Source organism: Acinetobacter sp. 479375, assembly GCF_000581715.1.
Taxonomy (GTDB): domain Bacteria; phylum Pseudomonadota; class Gammaproteobacteria; order Pseudomonadales; family Moraxellaceae; genus Acinetobacter; species Acinetobacter ursingii.
The window spans coordinates 394,463-417,885 of the sequence record NZ_JEZN01000001.1 but is presented as its reverse complement, the minus strand read 5'-3'; the positions used below and the strand labels follow the sequence as shown (position 1 = coordinate 417,885).

At 38.6% G+C, this 23,423-nt stretch carries 21 protein-coding genes; 10 read left to right on the top strand and 11 right to left on the bottom strand.

The annotated features are described in order from the left end of the window. Positions 1-129 precede the first annotated feature (129 nt). Positions 130-1,257 (bottom strand): OmpW/AlkL family protein, encoded by a 1,128-nt coding sequence (locus tag J500_RS02110; RefSeq protein ID WP_004997665.1) that lies wholly within the window; start codon positions 1,255-1,257, stop codon positions 130-132. Positions 1,258-1,508: 251 nt separating this feature from the next. After that, on the bottom strand, positions 1,509-1,931 hold the full coding sequence (gene aceI / locus J500_RS02105; protein ID WP_004997664.1) for a chlorhexidine efflux PACE transporter AceI: 423 nt from the start codon (positions 1,929-1,931) through the stop codon (positions 1,509-1,511). Positions 1,932-2,019: 88 nt separating this feature from the next. Here aceI and J500_RS02100 point away from each other — a divergent pair, with 88 nt between their 5' ends. From J500_RS02100 to J500_RS02085, 4 genes are all read left to right on the top strand, one after another. Beyond that, positions 2,020-2,901: a LysR family transcriptional regulator gene (locus J500_RS02100; protein ID WP_004997663.1), complete on the top strand. Its 882-nt coding sequence runs from the start codon at positions 2,020-2,022 to the stop codon at positions 2,899-2,901. Positions 2,902-2,987: 86 nt separating this feature from the next. Continuing rightward, positions 2,988-3,977 carry a transaldolase gene (tal, locus tag J500_RS02095; protein WP_034697898.1) on the top strand — a complete coding sequence of 330 codons (990 nt, stop codon included), beginning with the start codon at positions 2,988-2,990 and terminating at the stop codon, positions 3,975-3,977. 72 nt (positions 3,978-4,049) lie between these two features. Beyond that, entirely contained in the window at positions 4,050-4,700 is a 651-nt protein-coding gene (gene leuE / locus J500_RS02090) for a leucine efflux protein LeuE (RefSeq protein WP_004989131.1), read from the top strand. 110 nt (positions 4,701-4,810) lie between these two features. Then, entirely contained in the window at positions 4,811-5,986 is a 1,176-nt protein-coding gene (locus tag J500_RS02085; RefSeq protein ID WP_004997660.1) for a benzoate/H(+) symporter BenE family transporter, read from the top strand. A 47-nt stretch (positions 5,987-6,033) separates the two neighbouring features. Here J500_RS02085 and J500_RS02080 read toward each other — a convergent pair whose 3' ends face one another. The 4 genes from J500_RS02080 to J500_RS02065 all read right to left on the bottom strand — a co-directional run bounded on the left by J500_RS02080 (position 6,034) and on the right by J500_RS02065 (position 11,096). After that, positions 6,034-6,753, bottom strand: a complete 720-nt coding sequence (locus J500_RS02080) for an MgtC/SapB family protein (protein ID WP_004989136.1) — start codon at positions 6,751-6,753, stop codon at positions 6,034-6,036. Between the two features lie 10 nt (positions 6,754-6,763). Then, positions 6,764-9,526: a magnesium-translocating P-type ATPase gene (mgtA, locus tag J500_RS02075; protein WP_034697795.1), complete on the bottom strand. Its 2,763-nt coding sequence runs from the start codon at positions 9,524-9,526 to the stop codon at positions 6,764-6,766. 110 nt (positions 9,527-9,636) lie between these two features. Then, positions 9,637-10,329 carry a hypothetical protein gene (locus J500_RS02070; protein ID WP_034697792.1) on the bottom strand — a complete coding sequence of 231 codons (693 nt, stop codon included), beginning with the start codon at positions 10,327-10,329 and terminating at the stop codon, positions 9,637-9,639. 323 nt (positions 10,330-10,652) lie between these two features. Continuing rightward, the gene (locus J500_RS02065; RefSeq protein ID WP_004989141.1) at positions 10,653-11,096 is read right to left on the bottom strand and encodes an RDD family protein; all 444 of its coding nucleotides are present in this window, start codon (positions 11,094-11,096) and stop codon (positions 10,653-10,655) included. Positions 11,097-11,375: 279 nt separating this feature from the next. Between J500_RS02065 and J500_RS02060 the strand changes: the two genes are divergently transcribed. Continuing rightward, positions 11,376-11,819 (top strand): universal stress protein, encoded by a 444-nt coding sequence (locus J500_RS02060; RefSeq protein WP_004997656.1) that lies wholly within the window; start codon positions 11,376-11,378, stop codon positions 11,817-11,819. A gap of 41 nt (positions 11,820-11,860) precedes the next feature. Here J500_RS02060 and J500_RS02055 read toward each other — a convergent pair whose 3' ends face one another. Together J500_RS02055 and pepN are read right to left on the bottom strand one after the other, a co-directional pair. Continuing rightward, entirely contained in the window at positions 11,861-12,205 is a 345-nt protein-coding gene (locus J500_RS02055; RefSeq protein WP_227546596.1) for a hypothetical protein, read from the bottom strand. A gap of 201 nt (positions 12,206-12,406) precedes the next feature. Beyond that, positions 12,407-15,013, bottom strand: coding sequence for an aminopeptidase N (gene pepN / locus J500_RS02050; RefSeq protein ID WP_034697789.1), 2,607 nt, complete (start codon positions 15,011-15,013; stop codon positions 12,407-12,409). 392 nt (positions 15,014-15,405) lie between these two features. Between pepN and J500_RS02045 the strand changes: the two genes are divergently transcribed. The 3 genes from J500_RS02045 to thiM all read left to right on the top strand — a co-directional run bounded on the left by J500_RS02045 (position 15,406) and on the right by thiM (position 17,818). Then, positions 15,406-15,663 carry a hypothetical protein gene (locus tag J500_RS02045; RefSeq protein WP_004989154.1) on the top strand — a complete coding sequence of 86 codons (258 nt, stop codon included), beginning with the start codon at positions 15,406-15,408 and terminating at the stop codon, positions 15,661-15,663. Positions 15,664-15,809: 146 nt separating this feature from the next. After that, complete coding sequence (locus J500_RS02040; RefSeq protein ID WP_004997654.1) at positions 15,810-16,967, top strand: hypothetical protein; 1,158 nt, start codon at positions 15,810-15,812, stop codon at positions 16,965-16,967. Between the two features lie 26 nt (positions 16,968-16,993). After that, positions 16,994-17,818, top strand: coding sequence for a hydroxyethylthiazole kinase (gene thiM / locus J500_RS02035; protein WP_004997653.1), 825 nt, complete (start codon positions 16,994-16,996; stop codon positions 17,816-17,818). A gap of 49 nt (positions 17,819-17,867) precedes the next feature. Here thiM and J500_RS02030 read toward each other — a convergent pair whose 3' ends face one another. The 3 genes from J500_RS02030 to J500_RS02020 all read right to left on the bottom strand — a co-directional run bounded on the left by J500_RS02030 (position 17,868) and on the right by J500_RS02020 (position 20,877). Continuing rightward, positions 17,868-18,719: an AraC family transcriptional regulator gene (locus J500_RS02030; RefSeq protein WP_004997649.1), complete on the bottom strand. Its 852-nt coding sequence runs from the start codon at positions 18,717-18,719 to the stop codon at positions 17,868-17,870. Between the two features lie 61 nt (positions 18,720-18,780). Continuing rightward, complete coding sequence (locus tag J500_RS02025) at positions 18,781-19,152, bottom strand: 5-carboxymethyl-2-hydroxymuconate Delta-isomerase (protein WP_004997647.1); 372 nt, start codon at positions 19,150-19,152, stop codon at positions 18,781-18,783. A 12-nt stretch (positions 19,153-19,164) separates the two neighbouring features. Continuing rightward, on the bottom strand, positions 19,165-20,877 hold the full coding sequence (locus J500_RS02020; RefSeq protein ID WP_004997637.1) for an AAA family ATPase: 1,713 nt from the start codon (positions 20,875-20,877) through the stop codon (positions 19,165-19,167). A gap of 227 nt (positions 20,878-21,104) precedes the next feature. On the opposite strand from J500_RS02020, the gene mdh reads away from it, so the two are divergent. Together mdh and J500_RS02010 are read left to right on the top strand one after the other, a co-directional pair. Continuing rightward, a complete protein-coding gene (gene mdh / locus J500_RS02015) occupies positions 21,105-22,277 on the top strand; it encodes an iron-dependent methanol dehydrogenase (RefSeq protein WP_004997635.1) in 1,173 nt (390 codons plus the stop codon). Positions 22,278-22,459: 182 nt separating this feature from the next. Further along, on the top strand, positions 22,460-23,422 hold the full coding sequence (locus tag J500_RS02010) for an alpha/beta hydrolase (protein WP_004997634.1): 963 nt from the start codon (positions 22,460-22,462) through the stop codon (positions 23,420-23,422). Position 23,423 lies beyond the last annotated feature (1 nt).

The following is a 23,423-nucleotide window of genomic DNA, read 5'->3' as shown; positions in this document are numbered from 1 at the left end:
AAATTTTATGCGCGATTAATCATTCAAATGTAAAAAAGCTTTGTTATTTTGCTAAACTAAAAAAGCATGCCCATCATTGTATTGATCAGCATGCCAGTATCAATAAAGTTTTAAACCTCGACACTAAAATTAAAAACGATAACCTCCCCCCAAATAAGTAATGATAGGGTCGATATCCATTTTGGTCGTGGCATGAATCAGTTGTTTGTTTGTATTGCTATCAAACACATTAATCGTGGCCTTATTATTGAGTTTTGCATAAGACACTGAAACCACTGTATACCAATTTGGCGTGATATCATAAGTAAATCCAGCAGTTACAATCGGTGCAATCGCATCATCTGCGTCAACATCCACCACTGGATTTGCACTGGATTTTTTACCGTCTAATGCAGCACCAGCCTGCCGATCATGAATATTTTGAATCATGTGACCGGCAGCTTCCAAGTCAGAGCGTATACCAGAGTTTAGTTTAATATCACTAAAATGAGCATACATTACTCCCGCGCCGACATAGGGTCTAAACTTATTTATGCCCGCTCTACCCCACTGATATTGGGCTTCCAGTGCAGGTGTCCAAGCACGTACCGTTGCGGCTTTGCCGTAAGCATCTAAATTGGTAATAGGAATGTCTTTTTTTAGTCCAAGATTATTCCCAATAACACTGCCAGCCAAACCACCTGGCGCAGCAGAACCTGTCAATGGTGCTTTAATAAACCCTTTGCCGTTAATATCAACTTTAGGAGGAATACCTCCAATAAATTGCAATGAAACATTTTCATTTAAATAATAGTTAAAAGTTAGACCAAGAGTATCTACATCATCCGCTTCTAATCCGCTTCCTTCATTTTGCCAATGATCAATGCCATTAATTGTAGCTACTCCAGACGTAACTGGAGTGACATTACCTTCAGAATCAACAAATCCCAGTAGCTCCCCAACACTTTGCCCACCGCCTTCAGGTTTTTTAAAGACTAAATCCAAAATATCTTTAGCATTTTCACCTGTAGATGGAAGAGTAGCCTCTGGATCAACAGCACTCATAAATGCAGGGATTGAGATTTGACCAACATTGGCTTTAGTACCACTTGGAACAGAGGTCGAGATATCAAACGGATTTGCTTTTCCCTGTGGCATTACATGTAACCACCCTGCTGACACTGAGAACCTTTTAAAATCAGCTGCATGTACCGCAGAAATGCATGTTACACCAATTAAACTGCAATACATTGTTTTGTAAAATATTTTACTTTTCATATTATATTTCCTTTATATTTAGTTCATCATCAATGACAAAACTCATTTTATCGTACAAAAATATTGAGTAAAAATAAGACAAAACCGACAAATGGCATTAAATTAAAATTCATATATTTCAATATTATAAAATTCAAATATTTATAAAAAACTAACAAATTCAATTAGTAGCGAAATGAAAGATTTAATTGTTAATTATGTTAATTTTCATAGAAAAAGTCACCAATTTTAAAAATCAGTGACTTAAATTGTTAGTTTTGAGGCGCATAACCCAGACGCATTTCTAAATGGTCATAACACCACTGGAATATAAAGGTATAAATCAAAATACACATGGTCAAGCCAAAGTCTAAAACAATCGCCTGCCAGATACTCATATTCATGGCGTAGGCCACCATTGGAATCGTTGCAAGCATCAAGCCGCCTTCAAAACCAATGGCATGAAGAATACGGACTTTAATGGTTCGTTTAAGCTGATGCATATGTTCAAATTTTTCAAAAAAATGGTTAAAAATCATATTCCAGACTACAGAAGTCACCGCCATGGCAATACCTAACGAGCCTGTGACTTCCATCGGAACATCGAAAATAAAACTCAATGCGATTGCTATGATGACCAATAGAATCACTTCATAGCTCAAGGCATGAATAATTCGTCTTTTGGAAATCAACATTTTAAAACACTCTTTTTGTTTACAGTATGCTTATTTTATTTTTATAATTTTGATAAATACAATTAGGTTCTTTCAATAATTTTGATAGATGAATATTAATCAGGAACAACTCACCATCTTTAAGACCGTGATGGAAACAGGTTCATTTTCTGCTGCCGCAAGAAAATTAAACAAAGTTCCATCTGCGGTCAGCATGTCTATTGCTAATTTGGAAATAGATCTTAATTTAAATTTGTTTGAACGACTTGGTCGTGAACCTGTTGCCACTTCGGAAGCGCATGTGCTTTATGAAAAGACCAACCAGCTTTTGATTGAAATGAATCAATGGAAACAACAGGCATATGCACTCAGTACAGGACTTGAATCAGTCTTGAATATTGTGATTGCGTCTGAACTACTGGATACCAATTGGACAGATTATGTCAGTCTAGTTTCCAAACAATTTCCAGATTTACAAATTAATATTACCTCTGCACCTCAAGAAGATGCTTTAGCCATGTTGCTCGATCAGCGCGCGCAACTAGCATGGATGTTTGAACGGGAGAATCTGGATTATCGTGAACAATTCGTTGAAATCAAAAAAGAATCACTGATTCCTGTTGTCTCCAAAACACATCCTTTGGCGAACATGCAGCACATTCAATTTGAAGATCTGTTAAATCAGCGTCAAATCGTAGTGGCAAGTCGGGATAATACGATTAAACCTGAATTATTGTTTTCTAAAAATTATTGGCGTACAGATAATCACCATTCGGCTTATATGCTGATTGTCAGAAATTTAGGCTGGGGCGTTTTACCCTCAGAAATGTTCAAGGAAAACCCTAGATTAAAACAACAACTGAAAGTTTTAGATCTTCTGGATTTTACGCCCAAATTTGAATATTACATCGATCTAGTATGGAGTCGAGAAAGTAAGCTAGGATCTGCTGCGCGATATTTAATCGAGCATATTCGACGTGACAGAAAATAATCAATCGACAAGTTTTAACGTGGATTTACAATAGAATATGCTATAACTAAAGAGATAAATATTTTAAACCAAGAATGTTGATTGCAATGACACAAACAGCTTTAGACCAATTAAAACAGGTTACAACCGTTGTCGCTGATAGTAGTGACCTCGAAGCGATTCGCCAGTTTCGTCCTCTGGATGCCACAACCAATCCCTCATTAATCACTGCGGCAGCTAGCCAGCCTGAAAATCGTGAACTCATCGAAGCTGCTTACACGCAAGCACGTGAAGAAGGTTATCAGGCAGATCAATTGATTGAACGTACCATTGATATTTTGACCGTCAAATTTGGCGTTGAAATTTTAAAGTTGATTGAAGGTCGTGTTTCGACTGAAGTGGATGCGTCGTTATCTTATGATACAGAGGCGACCCTGCAAAAAGCGCGTGAATTGTCCAAACTTTATCAAGATTATGGCATCGATCCATCTAGAGTGTTAATTAAAATTGCATCGACATGGGAAGGTATTCAAGCAGCCAAAGTACTTGAAGCTGAAGGCATTGCTTGTAACTTAACCTTATTGTTTGGTTTGCATCAAGCTCAAGCCTGTGCAGATGCGCATATCACTCTCATTTCTCCATTTGTCGGGCGTATTCTGGATTGGTATAAAAAGGCTGAAAATATTGATCACTATCCGACCGAAAAAGATCCAGGCGTGATTTCAGTCAAAAAAATCTATCATTATTATAAGCAACACGATATCCAGACTCAGGTGATGGGTGCAAGTTTCCGTAGTGTCGATCAGGTTTTAGGTCTAGCGGGTTGTGACCTACTGACGATTTCTCCAGCATTGTTGACTGAATTAAATCAAGACCACCGTCAGGTTGAAACTGTTTTAAGCTCTAAATCAGCATCCGATGCCGAGAAAATCAATCGAGATACGCAAACACGTGAAAGTTTCAAAATTGAACTCGAACATGATTTAATGGCTTTTCAGTTATTACAAAGTGGCATTGATGGCTTTATCAAAGCGCGTGATCAGCTCAATACCTTACTACGTCAGTCATTTGGAATTGATGCCGAAATTCAACCCTAATATTTGATAATTCACATATTAAAACCGATTTTTGTTATAGTACAAAAATCGGTTTTTTATGAGTAAATCTTCGTGTTCGGGATTATAGATCTAGCAACTTACATCGTTGGTACCTTGTTAATTGTATTTTTACCCGGACCAAATTCTATTTACGTCATGTCGATTGCTTCGCGCTATGGTATTAAAACTGGTTATCGTGGCGCATTTGGTATTTTCACGGGCGATGCGATTTTAATTTTGTGTACGGTACTTGGCGCCGCGTCTCTTATGCACGCTTTTCCATGGATTTTTACTACACTCAAAATTGTGGGTGCACTCTATCTATCTTATTTAGGGTTTAAGCTACTGCAAGCAAGTTATCAACGCTGGAAAAATAAGTCTGTGGAAGAAATTCAAATGGCAGACTTACCGCAACTTGATCAGATTCATCCTTATCGCACTGCACTCGGCATTAGTTTACTTAACCCTAAAGCGATTTTATTTTTCTTGTCTTTTTTTGTGCAATTTGTCGATCCTACTTATCCTTATCCCGCGCTAAGTTTTCTGATTTTATCCATCATTTTACAATGCGTAAGTCTAAGTTATTTAACCATTCTGATTTTTTCAGGAGTGAAATTATCAGCTTTTTTTAAATCTCAAGATAAAATCGCTGCGGTCAGTATCTTTATGGTGGGTATTTTATTCTTTGGCTTTGGTTTAAAACTTGCGACTTCAACTTTGTAAGATTTTACCTTTTGTTTAAATCCCTACCTCTTTAGAATACAACCCATGCTTTTCTTTCGCTGAATTTTGAAAAGCATTTTCTTAAACACCTTATGACCTAAAGCTGAATCATGCAAAAATTTATTCGTGATTTTTCACTTCCTGCCGCTTTTGCTGGATTTGTTACTTTTCTGATTGGGATCAGTGTATCTGCTGTGTTGGTTATTCAAGCCGCACAAATACTGGGTGCAACGACCGAACAAATAACCTCATGGTTTTGGGCATTAGGGATTGGGATTGGTTTATCTGGTCTAATTTTGTCATGGAAATTTAAATATCCTGTAGCAACATCATGGTCGACAGCGGGTCTAGCCTTAATTATTGCAACAGGCAGTGGCTATAATTTACATGAAGCGATTGGTGCATTTTTGGTATGTGGCTTAATCACTGCATTGCTTGGTTTCTTTGGTGTTTTTGAAAAAGTCCTCGCTTATATTCCACAAAGTTTGACCAGTGCAATGCTGGCTGGCGTTTTACTTAAATTTGGAATTGCTATTTTTGCCAATATGCAGGATCACTGGCAGTTTATTCTAAGTTTACTTGCCGTCTACATCGTTTCTAAACGTGTTTGGCCACGCTACTGTATTGTCATTACGGTCGTGATTGGCATTATCATCTGCCCATTTTTTATGGAGTTTCACCCTCCTGTTCTACATTGGACTTTGGCAAAACCGGTGTGGATTACACCTGAATTTACATGGTCTGCAATTTTAGGATTAGCACTGCCCCTTTTTGTCATCAATATGGCATCACAATATTTACCGGGTATCGCCATGATTAAAAGTTATGGTTATCGCCCTCATGTCAATCAATTGATTGGCTGGACGGGTGCAACGCAAACCTTGCTTGCCCCTTTTGGCTGTTATACCGTTAATATTGCCGCGATTAGTGCCGCTGTAAGTCTGGATGATCAAGTGCATCCCGACCCAGCCAAACGTTATATTGCGGGGATCAGTTGTGGATTTTTCTATATTTTAATGGGTTTGTTTGCAGCGACACTTACCAGTTTACTGATGTCATTTCCGTCATTATTCATTATGGCGCTGGCGGGTATTGCTCTATTTGGTACCATTAGCCACAATATCGCCATTGCCTTTCATGAACCGAATGATCGCGAAGCAGCGCTACTCACTTTTTTATGTAGCGCTTCTGGGGTTCAGTTTTTTGGAATTGGCTCTGCTTTTTGGGGATTAATTGTCGGAATTATTGTTTCGCTTATATTCAAAGTAAAATTTAAAAAGACATAAACAACAAACTGCTTTTTTAAATTTCATTGAAACTAAAAATACGATGTTTAAGCCATCGTATTTTTATCCCAATAGGCCTGTTGGACTTGTGGCATTTGATTAAGTTGCTTAATCATTTCATTCATTTCAACAGGGTCTATGGACGTTGCAATTAAGGTTGCCTCTATTTCCACATCCTCTTCCCCAAAAGGCTCAACATCCAGATCCATCAAGGGATAATTCAAACTTTGCAACATTTCGGTGAGTTTATACATCACCATTTTTCGATGATCCTTATGGGCGATCAGATAGATCACATGGGTCACTTCTGACTCAGCATCCAATGGTTGCCGATCCATCATATTGACGAGAGGTCGTAATAAAGTATTCGCGGCGATAATAAATGCTGTCGCCAATATAGCCTCCATAATCAGATCTGACCCCGCCGCAGCCCCCACAGCAGCAGAACACCAAAGTGTCGCTGCTGTGTTTAAACCATGAATATTGCCTTCCTGACGCATAATCACACCTGCACCCAGAAAACCAATCCCAGAAACTACATACGCAATTACGCGTACTGCACCATCTGCCCCTGAAAGATTATTGGCGATATCAACAAAAATTGCAGCACCTAAAGCGACCAGAACATTGGTTCTCAAACCCGCTGTTCTTTGTCGATACTGTCGTTCAAAACCAATCAATCCACCCAATAAAAAAGCAGTGGTCAGACTAATTAAAGTATTAGCCATATTAGATAGACTGGTATTGTGTAAAAATTGCAAAACCATACTGCACCTGTTATTGCCAGCCATAACGACGGATATAAATACCTTTTATCCATTGAGTCACACACATATAAGCCAATAAAATACAAGGTAAATACAGAAAATACGTCAATGGTAAAGCTTCTAGTTTAAAGTAATGTGCCAAAGGCCCCATTGGTAAAAATATTCCAATTGCACTAATGATCATCGTCATGACTACCAACGGTGTTGCAGCACAGCTTTGAATAAACGGAATTTTTTTAGTTCGAATCATATGAACGATCAAGGTTTGAGTCAGTAGCCCCACAACGAACCAGCCAAACTGAAACAAGCTTTGCTGGGCTGGTGTATTCGCATCAAATACGAACCACATCATGCCAAAAGTCAAAATATCAAAAATAGAACTGATTGGCCCGAAAACCACCATAAAACGCCCAACTTCTGATGGCTGCCAGCGTTGAGGTTTTTCAAGCTGCTCTTCATCTACATGATCAAAAGGAATGGCAATTTGTGAGACATCATAAAGTAAGTTTTGTACAAGCAAATGAATTGGCAGCATAGGCAAAAATGGAATAAATGCACTAGCTACTAATACCGAAAAAACATTACCAAAATTTGAACTGGCCGTCATTTTGATATATTTGAGCATATTGGCAAAGGTTCGACGACCTTCAATGACACCATTTTCAAGTACCATCAGACTTTTTTCGAGAAGAATTAAATCTGCTGACTCTTTGGCAATATCAACAGCCGAATCTACAGAAATACCAATATCCGCCGCACGAATCGCTGCCGCATCGTTAATCCCATCACCGAGAAAACCGACCACATGACCGTTTGCCTTAAGTTGCTCAACGATTCGTTCTTTATGAATTGGGCTTAATTTGGTAAAGATAGTGTATTCTTCTACGACAAGTTTTAAATCTTCATCAGATAATGTCTCAACCATTCCACCCAATAAAACCTTTTCATGAGGAATACCAATTTCTTGACATATTTTTTGGGTCACAAATTCATTATCCCCAGTCAGTACTTTTACACTAACGCCATGCGCATGTAATTGTTGTATGGCTGGTCGAGCAGATTCTTTAGGTGGATCCAAGAAGGTGATATAACCAGCCAAAATTAGGTCGCTCTCGTCTTTGACTGAAAAGTTTTCACAGATACCATCAAAGTCACGATAAGCTACAGCCACAACGCGTAGACCTTCACGATTATAATGCTGCGTAATTTCTTCAATCTCTTTACGCAGTTGGGCAGTTAACTCTTTGATCTCCCCTTTAATTTCAATATGAGTACAGACCTTAACCATTTCCTCGACAGCGCCTTTGGTCACCATACGAATCTGGGATTGAGGAGTACGTACGATTACTGACATACGGCGACGTTCAAAATCAAATGGAACTTCATCAAGCTTTTTAAAACGTAGCTTTTCAAACTTCATATCTTGATCAACAGCTTCAAGTACAGCTACATCCAACAAGTTCTTGAGTCCCGTTTGATAATAGCTATTTAAAAAAGCCAGCATCAGCACCGTATGTGATTTTTTTCCTAATACATCGACGTGATGGGATAGAAAAATTTTATCTTGTGTCAGCGTTCCTGTTTTATCGGTACATAGCACATCCATCGCACCAAAATTTTGAATAGCATCCAGACGTTTCACTATTACTTTTTTTCTGGATAAAAATACCGCACCTTTCGCAAGTGTTGAGGTCACAATCATCGGGAGCATTTCTGGCGTTAAACCCACCGCAACGGACAGGGCAAATAATACGGCCTCACCCCAATCTCCTTTGGTGAACCCATTAATGAATAAAACAATAGGTGCCATAATCAACATAAACCGAATCAGTAACCAACTGATTTTATTCACACCTAGCTGAAATGAAGTCACGCTGCGATCGGTTGCAGTAACCCGATGTGCCAATGCACCAAAATAAGTTTGAATACCTGTATTAAGCACGACAGCTTTTGCCGTACCTGAGACCACATTGGTTCCCATAAAGACTAAATTATCAAGTTCTAATGGGCTATTTACATCCATACTATGTTGGAATGCATATTTTTCTACAGGCATAGATTCTCCAGTCATGGCTGCCTGTGAGACAAATAAATCTTTTGCCGAAAGAATTCGACAGTCGGCAGGAATCATATCTCCCGCAGAAAGCAAAATAATGTCGCCTGGAACCAGATATTGGATGGGTATTTCAAATTGAATCTCTTTAAGCTGTTTTACTTTCGCGCCATAACGCTGTTGTAGCAAACTCAAATCTGAATAATTAATCTCACGGCGCAACACCATAGCCGTATTCGTGACCATGGCTTTAAGCGATTCTGCGGCTTTGTTTGACTTAGACTCTTGCCAATATCGCAAAAATGTTGAAAGTAACACCATGATGCTAATAATGACTGACCCAGTCAGATCATCTGTGAGAAATGCGACAACAGCCAAAAGACTTAGTAATACATTAAAAGGATTACGATAGCAGTACCACAGATGTTGCCACCACGTTAACGGTTTTTCCTGTGCAACCTCATTAAGTCCAACTTTAAGCTGCTGCTCTTGTGCTTCAAATTCAGTTAAACCCTCTTCATGCGAAGATAAAGTATTTAAGAGTGCTTCACTTTCAAGTGTTGAATAATGTCTTAATTGCACTGCCAGAGTTTGCCCAATTTCTTTGGCATAACTAGATTGATGCAATTCTTTAAAAGAACTATTTCGAATAAAGAAACGTTTTAAATGAAAAGTTTCTAGAAAGCGTGTAAATAGACGTTGCCATAGATCATATTTCATGTAGAGATCTCCTTTTTTCAGGCATACGAAGCCGCACTTTATTTAGATGAATAAAGTGGATTTGCAATAAATGATTTAGAAAATAAGTGCTTTGGTTCTAAATAATCAGATTAGGGCGTAAAACTTAAGCCAAAGCCAAACCATCGCTCTCGAAAAGTATTCAAGCGCTGTCCAATGGAAGCTTCAAAAGTCAAAATATTAGGAAGGATAGAATAATGAATAGCGCTTTGTAACAAAGGCGCATGTTGATCTTGGTTATAAGTTTCAACACTTACACTTGTTTTTGGTGTTAAAGCAAGGTTAGACGCCAAACTCCAGCGCAATAGATTCAAGTTTCGTGGTGAATATTGATAGCCAATATTACTATCTATATGTAGAGAATTATTAAGATAAACTAAAGAAAAAGGAATATTAAGAAACCACTGAATGGACTCTTTATCTTTTTCATTCTGCTGGGAAACTTGAAGGCTGGCAGCCATTCCCCATTGACTCATGGGTTGGATCACACCTTTAACTTGAGCGGACCATTGTCCTTTTCCAGCATCAACAAATTGGTCAGTATAAGAAATCGAACTTTCACCCCCCTCAATGAACTGGCAAGCCGTATTCAACTGATAGCCTGCCTGTGAACCTGACGGGCGAGTTACAGCGGATTCCAACTGGCAATGTTTTGCAGACACAATGTCTGCATCGTCTGTATTCAACAATGGATCTGCTTTGGCATATTGTGAAAGCAACATACAAATCCAGATGCAAAAGCATTGAATACTATAAAGTTTTAAAATTGAAGCATGTAACCACATTGGCTTCTCCCACGTTTTAGAAGGAGTCTAAGCAGGCAGTATTACGCCCGAATGAAAATTCAGCGTGATTCAATATAGATATGGATATAAATGTGATGACAAACTATCTCATTGCAAGATAGTCGCCCTAAGTAGTGACTTTTCTTGCTCAGATGACAGTATGCATAACCAATTTACAGCATAACCTCGAACAACTTCCCACTTAGGGTCTCCTCATATTAAATTTGGCTGTATTATATTTAGATTTTCTTAATTTACAAGTCCTTTTAGTGCAACTTTTTACAGATAAAATACAATTATTGCAAAAACATCATCTGCATCGATTAAAGTTCTTTGACCACGACTGTTTTCGCCATTTTATCGTGCCAACCCTGTTTTTTTGAATCAAATGCAATCCAGATGAATCCGAGCATAAAAACCAAAGTAGATGGTATATATCCGATATAACGAATAATCGACTGACCTAAAGTCAGTTTATCACCCGTTTTTTCATCTAGCACCTTTAAACGCATCAAACGCTTGCCAGGTGTTCCACCTAAATATAACCAAAAGAGAATCGTATATAAAAATGGGAAAATATAATTGACTAGAATATCAAACCATAGCGAAGCTTTTTGATCAGCCAAACCTGTAGAAAAAACCAGATCATAATTCCCCTGATAAAAAATCCATGCTGAAGGTATGATGGCTAACATCATAATAAGCGTATCAATAATCGAAGCGCCACAACGTATCCAAAAGCCTGCGTATTCATATTTATAAGACATGTTTTCCTCTCATTGTTGTTATCAAGGCAGTATTTTAGTTAAACACTATCATTGATTTTATCCTAATCTAAAAAAGTGAAAGGCGAAATATGCAACTTCATCATCGTGCATACTATTTATGCAAACAGAAGAGACCATTTAAAATTTTTAAAAAGTGATAAGTTTTATCCTATGGAGCCTATACAAATAATAATAATTTTTAGAAACACAATCTTCTGATACTGTGTTAGCCTAAAAGCATAAAAGATTTTTAGAAACAATAAATTAAGAGGAAATATTATGTCTTATCATCGTATCTTGGTTCCAGTCGATGACTCACCTCTTTCAGATGCAGCAGTGAAACATGCTGTAGATGTTGCGAAAGCATTTAATAGTAGTGTAACGGTAATGAGTGTGGTTGCCGTTGATCCTTTTGTCGGTGTCGATTTTTATAAGGTTGCACCTGCAGTTACTGAACATTTGTTTGAAGCTGAAACAAATGCTGAAGCGCATTTACAAAAAATAAGTGATATTTTCAGCTCCAATGGAATTGAAACAAATACGAAAATTATTAGAGAAGAACCTACAGCGGTAGGAATCTTGAATATTGCGGATGAAGTGAATGCGGATCTAATTATTATGGGTTCTCATGGCCGTTCAGGTTTAAAAAAATTAGTGCTGGGTAGTGTTGCACAGAAAGTACTTGCTGAAAGTCCTGTACCTGTTTTGATTGTCAAAGCTTAACAAGCAAAAACCTAAAAAAACCGCTTAAGCGGTTTTTTTGTTTAAACGTTTTCGTCTTGGAAATATTTAAGCCAGAATGCTTCTCGACATGTCGAATTAAACTGAATGCGCTTAGGGGTGATATGCTCTAATCGATGTTGATGATCGACGACTTCATAGCTAATCCAATGCTCGCGACAAGCTTCGATCTCGATGGCTGTTGCATCATGCTCTTCAATCTTACGAATGGTAATGCCATTTTCAAACTGAAAAAGCGACATTTTTCCAATAACTTGAATATCACCATCAAACCATTGTTTTATTTTTTCCTCTTTATCCACTACCTGATGTTCCGAAGGTTGCTCTGGATATAGAATACTTTGAACATATTTTGAGAGATGAGACATCACACACGCAGTCATGCATAAGGTGGCAACATGATACCACCAAAGTATAAAATAATGTGCTTATAAATTTACTTGCGTAGCAAACAAGCAAACGTCGTTAGAAATCTTCTTTATGACTGAACATTCTCTCACTTTTCAGGGAAAGCAGTAGTCTGCTACTGCATAACTCAACTCAGTGAATTATGCAGCAGATCCTTTCAATTAAACACTTAAAATACTATTTAAGGTTTCAGTGACATTTTTTGACTTCACACGAGGCTGTAACGCTTTTAAAGCACCTTGTACATGACTACGCTGAGGTTCAGCCAACGTGTACCAACGTGACAATACCTGTAATAAACGCGAACCTAAAATTGGATTTTTTTCATCGAAGTATTCTGCTAAACCAATATAGTGTTCAACACCAAAGCTCCATGCATTGACAGGATTATTACTTAATCCACCGCTGACCGCTCGTACGCGGTTAGGTGTACCCAAATCATAATCTGGATGTTTAGTCAAAGCAGCAATACTTTCAGATGTTGCACTTGGATTGGCTGCCTGTACCATAAACCACTGATCAAGCGATAAAGCTTCATCCTTATAACGATTATAAAAATCGTCTAAAGCTTGCTGTGCTTGTGGGGCATCATTCCAGACTAGCACACGTAATGCCCCCATGCGTTCTGACATGTTATGGGTCTGTTGATACTGGTTGTAAGCCAACTCAAATACACTGTCATCACCCTGACGCGCCATCATACTCAGCATGATATTTTTTAAAGCACGCTCGCCCATCGCCTGAGAAAAGTCATTTTGCAAAGATGGATCAAGTGACAAATAAGTTTCTTTCCAGAAAGTAGCTAATTCACGTGCCAATGTTTCTAGCACTGAATTGCGTTTTTCCTGCACCACTTCTGGTTCATAATCAGCATCAATACGACTACCCAAATACCCTTCAGTTGGTACATCAAATAAACGCGAGGCGAGTAGCGGATCTTTACGCACTAAATCAGGTAGCGTATTTTTAATGGCTTGAATATAAGGTTGAACATCATGATCTTTAAGCAAAATCCGCTCAAGCAAAGTTTGACTGGCTTGCCATTGATTAAAACCACTGGTTTCATGCTGAATCAGAAATGCCAATTCATCATCGCTATAGTCAAACTCCAAGTTCACGGGTGCAGAAAAATTGCGCAACAAGGATACAACTGGTTGCTCGGCGACCTGTGTGAATTCAATAGTGGCCGTATCTTGATCAAATAGATAAACCCCATCCTGAACAGCATCGACAAATAAATCTGGAGAATGAAGCGTATATTGTTCACCTGTTTGGGCATTAAATAATGCAAGCGCGACAGGAATTGGGACTGCTTTTAGATTTGGATATTTCGGATGCGCTTTTAAACTTTGTTTAAAGTTCAACCGATAAGTTTGTTTTTGAGCATCGTACTCGGCATTGACTTGGAGTTTAGGCGTACCTGGCTGGTTATACCATGTCAGAAAATTCGATAAATCTATACCTGAACCTGATGATAACGCATCCACCCAGTCTTCGACTGTCACGGCTTGACCATCATAACGGCGGAAATATTCATCTGTCCCTTTACGGAATTTTTCTTTTCCAAGTAAAGTCGACATCATACGGTTAATTTCCGCACCCTTTTCATAGACGGTAGCGGTATAGAAATTATTGATTTCAACAAAATGATCTGGACGCGGTGGGTGTGATAATGGTCCAGCATCTTCAGGAAATTGATGTGCTTTCAACACTGCAACATCATCGATACGTTGTACCGCAGCCGATTGCAAATCTTCAGAGAAAGATTGATCACGAAATACAGTCAAACCTTCTTTTAAACAAAGCTGAAACCAGTCACGGCAAGTAATACGGTTTCCTGTCCAGTTATGAAAATACTCATGAGCAATCACCGATTGCACGCGCATAATTGCGGCATCGGTGGTGTATTCTTCATCTGCTAATACACATGAGGTATTAAAGATGTTTAATCCTTTATTTTCCATCGCGCCCATGTTGAACTGACTCACCGCAACGATCATGTAATTATCCAGATCGTAAGCGCGGCCATAGTGTTCTTCATCCCAACGCATCGAATGTTTTAGGGCTTCCATGGCGATATGACATTTAGGAATATCTTTTTCGATGGCATAAATTTCAAGTGCAACATCACGACCTTCAGAAGTTGTGTAACGGTCTTTTAATACCGCCAAATCACCAATCACACAAGCAAATAAATAACTTGGTTTTTTGGTCGGGTCTTGCCAAATTGCAAAATGACGATTCTCACCCACTTCACCAGTTTCGAGTAAATTACCATTGGCGAGCAATACAGGATATTTTTTATCGGCTTCAACACGGGTGGTAAATTCAGCCAAAACATCTGGACGGTCTGGATAAAAGGTAATTTTACGAAACCCTTCTGGTTCATTTTGGGTAACAAACAAATCCCCCGCTTTATATAAACCTTCGAGTTGCGTGTTGCTTTCAGGATGAATAATCACTTGAGTATTTAAAATAACATCATCAGGTACGTTGGCAATGACCAGCTGCTCAGAATCAAGTTGATACTGATCGGCTTGTAAACTTTGCCCATTCAATATAATCGATTTCAACTCTAAATCACGGCCTAATAACACCAAATCCCCAGCAGTTTGACGTTTCATGACCAAGGTTGCGTCGACAATAGTGCGATCATCATAGACCTGAATATCAAGGTTAATCGACTGCACTAAAAATGATGGTTTTTGATAGTCTTTAAGATATACCGTTTGATCTGCCTGAACGTGTGGATTTGCCGCAATATTCATATATTTTCCTATGTCGCCACTTGTATCGTGGTATCAGTATTTATTGTGTATGAATCTGATCATACGCCAACTTAACTGAAGTGTCTGTGTTGTTTCACGTTAAAATTTACATGGGTGTAAGGCTTTGATTTTTCAATTCCCCAAGAGTTAAAATTATTGATATTGCTTCATATCTTATGTAAGAACATCTTTTCAGCGTTATCATAGCTATCTCACTGGTTACAGATTGACCAACAAATCTACACATGTGCTTGCATGGATTACGTCGAATTACTTTTTTTCTAAACTGCTTACAGTTTGTGCACGTTTTTTGCTTTGTCTTAAATGACGTCATTAGTCAAAATAAAAACTCAATCTATGCTATACACAAAATAGCCGAGAGGTGACATAAGATGGAATTAACTCAACACTTGTACCGCGCTGAAAATATCAAAGCTATTCATGATTTACATGATGCAGGCGTCGCTCATAACGTGATTGCCGTATTTATGACTGCCGAGGGTATAGACATTCAGCCACAGGATGTGACCAGTATCGTCAATACTTATGACGCGCTGGGTAAAGAAAAACTACCAAGCAAGAAAGTGAAAGCACTTATTGCTGCCAAAAAATTAGGACAGCATGACGAGTCGTTGCCTTGCCCTGTTTAAATAAAGCAATTTTTTAGATCAAGAAAGCCTGAACTTTACGGAGTTTGGGCTTTTTCATTTAATGGTGTTTCAATTATTCCAGTTTCCCCTGACCATTCGACTCAGAGCAAGCTATAATCTTATTTTTACTCACGTATAATTTTCGCATGATTTTGAATATTCTGAAAAAACAGCTTGATGAAAGTACACTTTGCCCTTTATGTCAGGCAGCAATGTACTTTGTGGAAGCTGATCAATTTGATCAGGAGGTTCTATTTCATGAATGCAGCCATTGTCAGCATCAAGTCTTTGCTGATGCAAAAATGGTCTGTCATTGTGCAACTTGCACCAAACAACGCAAAAAAATGATGCAGGATACTCTGCAACAAGAACAACGCAAAAATAAAATTAAAGATGACATCATCTACAATCTGGAAGATTTAAGTTTATTACATAAGCTGTTCCTGCTGTCTTTACTGGATGATCGGATTCAGGATAATCTGCCACATGATGAATATATTTACTGGGATCGAGTCAAATATGAATACATTAGCCCCAATTATTTATTTCAATATGGCTTGCTCAAAGAGTTGATTAAATTGGGTATTTTGGCTCCCAAAAACCTTCAGGATGATCAGCACATCTATTATTTAAGAGTCCGTTTGGATGGCTACAACGAACCCAGTTTATTTAGTATCGCCCAACAATTACGTTATTGGTTTTACGAAAACTTAAGCCTAGGCATTCCCTACAAAACTTCAGATGAAGTGAAAGATGTTTTATTTTTAGTGCTTTATCAGGAAATTATTCAATTTATGCAAATGTACTGCCGTACATGGGGCATACAAATTGCAGGTAATCGGAGCTTTCAGCAATTTTGTTATCGTTTGCTCGATAGCTTGGCTGTGGGTCAAGTTTATTATCTTATTCAAACTGCTTTGGATTATTTATATAATAAGAAAGCCTTACAGCCACGTAATGAAAACTTTATTAATACCAATATTTTAAAAAAGACCTTGGAGCAATATCGTGAGCGCTCACTCAATGAAAAATGGGAAACATCTACGCTACCACGCCCAATGAATTTACCTCTAAGTAAAATGAGTCAAATTTTTTTGTTCCATTTTTTATCTTATGATGAGCGTATTTTCATTCAACCAATCTGGCGCGCATGGCGAAAGATTGAACCTCGACTTAATTTTTATTCGATCAAACGTTGTATGTATTGTGGTTCTCATGATTTAGAAGTGGATTATGATGCTGCCGATTATGTGTCTTTGATTTGTCGACATTGCAAACATCAGGATCATTATTTTACACAATAATTTTTATAAGTTTTAAGGGGAAAAATATGTATAACTCATCTAATATTATCGATTATGTCATTGAAGCGTGGGAAAAATTACAACAGCAAACACCATTAGTTCAATGTATCACTAACAGTGTTGCGGCAAATTATGCAGCCAACGTTCTGCTCGCCGCAGGTGCATCTCCTGCCATGATTGATAATCCCTTTGAAGCGGAAGCATTTACCAAAATCAGTGGTGCACTCAGTATTAATCTCGGAACACCCACCACTGAACAGATGCAAGCCATCAGGATTTCAGCAAAAACTGCCCATGAAAATCTAATCCCGTGGGTATTAGATCCAGTTGGTTATGGCGCTGTTTTGAAATGGCGAAGCGATACGGTCGATGAATTACTGCAATATCATCCGTCTGTAATTCGTGGCAATGCATCAGAGATCAGCGCACTTGCAGGAAGTTTATCTCAAAGCAAAGGTGTAGACAGCACCTTAAAAAGTGATGATATGTTCCAACTTGCACAAGGCTTGCTGAGTAAAGCCAGTTGTATTGCCATATCTGGGGAAACCGATTACATCTTGTCGACTGCCATGACCTGTATTGTCAAAATTCGTGGCGGTAGTCATCTACAACCCAAAATTACCGCTACAGGCTGTGCTTTAGGTGCATTGATTGCTGCATATTCTGCGGTTGCACCCATTCATTTAGCCACCATTGCAGCCCATGTTCATTTCGCGATTGCAGGTAAGCTTGCTTATGATCAGGCTCAAACGGTGGGCAGTTTTAATACCATGTTTATGGATTATATTCATATGATGGATGCCAATTTAATTGAGCAATATGCCTGTATCGAACTGATTTCGGATGATTAATCAACACTTATTTAAAAAAGAGACGAAAATCATCGTCTCTTTCCATGATTTATTTTAACAGCAGATAAATATCTGTGATTAAATCTGCTTCGTTCACTTCATGTACAAAATTGTGATAATGAAAAAAAACTGGATAATCGCCTGCTTGTTCCTGTTGTTCAAGTAACCAGTTTCTAAATAGAAAATACACGCTTTCCCGAATCTGATCGTGACTACCTAAATGCCGAATCATGGCATAACGTCCTGCTGGAATTTCACCTATTCTGATTCCATCGTCTTTTTGAGCAAAAGGTTTATCGATTGAACCTGCAATATCAAAGCGAAATTCCTGTTCAGGTGTCTGCTCTGGATCAGAAAAAGGTATGCCATAGGTTGCAGATTTTCTGAATGGAGATAGTCCTGTTCTTTTTCGCCATTCAATAAACTTGGCCGCAGTTTCAAATACTTTTTCAGGCGAACCAAGATGCGAAATATAAGCTATTTTCTCTAGCGGTCGCTCAATGATATTTACGTTCATGTCTAACTCACTTTTAGGGGTGAAATACACAAACTTCGTATGCCAATTTTGCCAGTTAGGCTCAGTTCTAAAAGCACTCGGAGTCTGGTCAAATGAACGTTTAAACGCTCTCGTAAATGCTTCAGGACTGTCAAATCCTGAATTAAAAGCAATATCAATAATTTTGAGTTCGTGATTAAATACCAGTTGAAATGATGCGCGTTTTAAGCGCAACATCTGCGTATATTTCATCACATTGATACCTAAATGTGCGTAAAAAATACGATGGAAATGAAAGCGTGATAGCCCTGCAATTTCACTTAATCGCTGTAAATTGAGTGGTTCATCCAAATGTTGTTGAATATAATCACAGACACGTTTTAGTTTCAGATCATACGCCATCATAGCTTCAATACTTGTTCATTTGACAGAAGCATTATGAAAGGATTAAACGCGCCGATCCTGATCAAAATTGCGATTTAATCACGTGTTTAAAATAATCCTGTTTCGGCATTTCAATTAATTCTACACAACTTTGCACAGGAAAATCTTGCTGCTGTAAGGCAGAATAAGAAAGTAATACTTTCAGAACGTTCTTCCCAATTTCCTGCTTTTGCTGTTGATCACGTCCAGACAAAAGATAAACTTTAACATGCACATAAGCTTGCTGTTCAGCCCCAAGCCCAATTACAAAAACATCATCCATGTGCGCTCTGGATTTAATATCAAGTGCTTCGCAATAACCTGTTTCCACCAGTGCAGTGTTGATTTGCAATAATAATGGTCTAGGTTCAAAATCTTTCAGATTTGCAGAATAATCAACAATCACATGGGGCATAATCAAATCGTCCTATTCAATAAATAAGAGTGCTAACCGTACCTGATCATAGCCCATGCGTGGACTGGTTAATTCCACAATCGGTCTAAGTTTGATGGAACCGTCATCATTAAAATTTTCTGGGCGTTTGCTTTTTTGCACACGTTTATAGAGTTTTCTGATTTGTTCAACCACTTCATCACCAGGATGTGCAACAGAAATATCGAGTCCTTGTTCTTTTTGTAGACGTGCCAGATGGTTAATAATGGTCGCAGGTGTTAAACCACGTTCCGTTGCGATATCCTGAATATCATAGCCTTCTTCAAATAAAGCACGGGTTTCATCCAGTGTTGCTGAACCATAGTTTTGCTTTTCACTTTTGGCCAGTTTTTTCTCATTTCGTTGAATCTCAGTTTCATTGAGCGTACCACCGCAGTGACGAATAAACGCTTTATGTTGATCACTTAAATCAGTATCAAGAAAATGCTCTTCTGCATCCTGAGATAGTTCCTGAAAACGTTTATCGGCTTTTAGAGCCAATGCATCCAGTTCCAATGCCTGATCATTAAAGCCTAATAAACGCAAACCTGTTAAGGATTTTAATCGCGACAAAGCCACATAGCCCTGTCCTTTTTCAAAGGTATGCGACAGATTAATTTCTGCGGCTTCAAGGGTCATGCCCTGACTTTTATGAATGGTAATCGCCCATGCCAAACGCAGTGGAATCTGCTGAAAACTGGCAATACTTTTTCCGGCTTCATTTTCAATTGACCAAGTTTCGGGTTCAACAAGCAAAGTCGTGCCATCGGTTAATTTTACTTTGGGCAAAATGCCGTGTTCATCATCTTCTTCAAAAGCAATGACTTCGCCCAAGCTGCCATTGATATAGCCCATATCAAAGTTATTCTTTACAAACATGACTTTGGCATGTTTTTTCAACATTAATTCTTCAGGTGCGCGTACAGAAGACTTTAAGGTTTCCAGCATTTTTTCATTGCCATCTAAAACGGCGTTAAATTGATGTTCTTCATTTTCAATTTCATTAAGATGTTGAAAATTAATATTATCGACATCCATATTATGCGTATAAAGACGGGTAAATGTATCGCCGATATCTTGCTGACGTGATTGTAGTAAAGCCTGCGTATGTACTTGCTGAATATCCTGTGCGCGTATGGCATTTAAAATTTGATTGAGAATTTCATCATCCTGACGATGCTGTTCGGTCAAATAGCAGACCCGAAATTTAGCCTCAACCCATGCATCCGACATAAAACAGAACTTGTCACGATTACGCTCGTCGTTTTTTCCTACAGGTGGTAACTGAAAAAAATCACCTGCTAAAATGACTTGGATCCCACCGAAAGCCTCATCACTTTCTTTAAAATATTTCAGGACTTGATTGACCAGATTAAGCTGTTTGGCGTGCAACATCGAAATTTCATCAATAATTAAAACCTGCGCATTTTCAAGATGTTCTTTTAAGTATTTGCGCTCTTTCATGCGTTTGAGATCATCATCAGATAAATGATCTTTAATGCCAATCCCGGCCCAAGTATGAATGGTCATCCCATTCATATGTGTTGCGGCAATACCTGTAGACGCAGTCACTGCAACAGGCACTTTACGGGCTTTTAAGTAATTAATGTATTGATTCAGGGTATATGTTTTTCCTGCACCAGCCGAACCTGTTAAAAACACATTTTCACCCGCTTTTAATAACTTCAGTGCAGTTTCTTGCTTCATAACCTGATCATTTCCATAAAACAGCCCATAGCTTAACGACTTTCATGCAAAAGTGAAATCCGAAAGCAACTCAAAATATTAAAATAAATAAATATCAAATAGATACAACAATATTTTTATTGGTAGGTTTTTGGTAGGTAGGAAAAAAATAGTCAAATCAGAATACTAGCTTCACGGTGAAGATCACCTGTAAAAACAAATGGACTAATGGAAGAAGGAATCGCTCCATGGCTTTAAAAAATATTGCTGACCAAACAAATGGTTTTTATATCCCATGTGTTTCCCTTTTTGGCCCAGGCTGTGCCAAAGAAATTGGAACCAAAGCACAAAATTTAGGTGCAAAAAAAGCGCTGATTGTCACCGATGCAGGTCTGTTCAAGTTTGGTGTAGCAGACACGATTGCTACATACTTAAAAGATGCAGGGGTAGACAGTCATATTTTCCCGGGTGCAGAACCCAACCCAACCGACAAAAATGTACATCATGGTGTTGATGCCTATAACGACAATCAATGTGATTTTATTGTGTCACTTGGTGGTGGTTCTTCACATGATTGCGCTAAAGGGATTGGACTGGTGACCGCAGGCGGCGGACATATTCGTGACTATGAAGGCATCGATAAAAGTAAAGTACCGATGACACCTTTAATTGCAGTAAATACCACAGCGGGTACAGCCTCAGAAATGACGCGTTTTTGTATTATCACTAACACCGACACACATGTCAAAATGGCCATTGTTGATTGGCGCTGTACCCCTCTTATTGCGATTGATGATCCTAAACTGATGGTTGCAAAACCAGCCAGTTTAACTGCTGCAACAGGTATGGATGCCTTGACGCATGCCGTTGAAGCGTATGTCTCAACCGCAGCCAATCCCATTACTGATGCCTGCGCAGAAAAAGCGATTTCCATGATCAGTGAATGGCTCAGCCCTGCGGTTGCCAATGGTGAAAATCTGGAAGCACGTGATGCCATGAGCTATGCCCAGTACCTTGCTGGAATGGCATTTAACAATGCTTCACTGGGTTATGTACATGCGATGGCGCACCAGTTAGGCGGTTTCTATAACTTACCGCACGGGGTTTGTAATGCGGTGCTATTACCTCATGTCTGTGAGTTTAACCTAATCGCTTGTCCAGACCGATATGCACGCATTGCGGAACTGATGGGCGTCCAAACACAAGGCTTAACTCAAAATCAAGCCGCACGCGCAGCGATCAATGCGATTCGTGAGTTATCCCAATCGATCGGAATTCCATCTGGACTGACCGAATTGGGTGTGAAAACCGAAGATTTGGCGGTTATGGCTGAAAATGCACAAAAGGATGCTTGTATGCTGACCAATCCACGCAAGGCAACTCATGCACAAGTGGTAGAGATTTTTAAAGCAGCACTTTAATGACTTGAATTTCTCAAAATTATTTAACAGTCTCCAACTTTTGTCCTTAGAGCAAGCTTCTCTCTCCAACCAGCTTGCTCAATTGAGGGAGTATTTCTCCAAGATATTCCCTCTTTTTTTCTTTACTTCAATTGACAAAACCAACATTTCATACAAGGATGAAAACATGATTTAAAACACAAATGAATAAAAATATGAATCAATACACTCCAGATATTCTAGGTGAAGGCTACCAACAACTGACTTTAAACTTTCCTGATGATTACGAAGGCAAAGTCATTGCGACATTAGTCAGAAAAAAAGCAGCGATACCCACTTCCAAAGCTGTTTTATACATTCATGGCTTTATCGATTATTTTTTTCAGACTGAAATGGCTGAGCAATTTAATCAGCACGGTTATGACTTTTATGCGCTGGATTTGAGAAAATATGGTCGCTCTCATCTTCCTCATCAGATTTTATATAACGTACTCGATCTGAATGAATACAATGCCGAGATTACTGAAGCCCTTAATATTATTGGCGAGGAAAATCATAGCCAGATATTATTAGCAGGACATTCTACAGGTGGACTCACTGCGACACTATATGCTGCACATCATCCTGATCATCCTCTGATCAAGGCACTCTGGGCGAATAGCCCATTTTATGACTTTAATATGAATTCGCTAAAAAAAGCGCTAGGCGTACCTCTTTTAAGTCAAATTGGTCGTTACCTCCCTCAAGCAAAATTTCCGAGCGGTTTAAATAAATGGTATGTACCTAGTTTGCATCGAGATTACTACGGTGAATGGTCATTTGATTTAAACTGGAAACTGCCTAATATGAAGAAAGTCCAGTTAAGTTTTATTCGTGCTATTCATGTTGCACAAAAAGAAATTCATCAAGGTGTTAAACTTACAATTCCTGCACTGGTCATGCATTCGAATCAAACAAAAAACCCAAGAAGATGGAGTAAAAAAGCTACACAAAGCGATGTAATTTTGGGCGTAAAAGATATCGAAAAGTATGCTAGAAAAATTAAGGGTGACGTGACCACCGAAACCATTCATCATGGTCTGCATGATTTAGTACTATCTGCTGAGCCAGTTCGAAGTCAGGTTTATCAGCAATTATTTGATTGGTTAAAAATTAAAATGCCTTAAA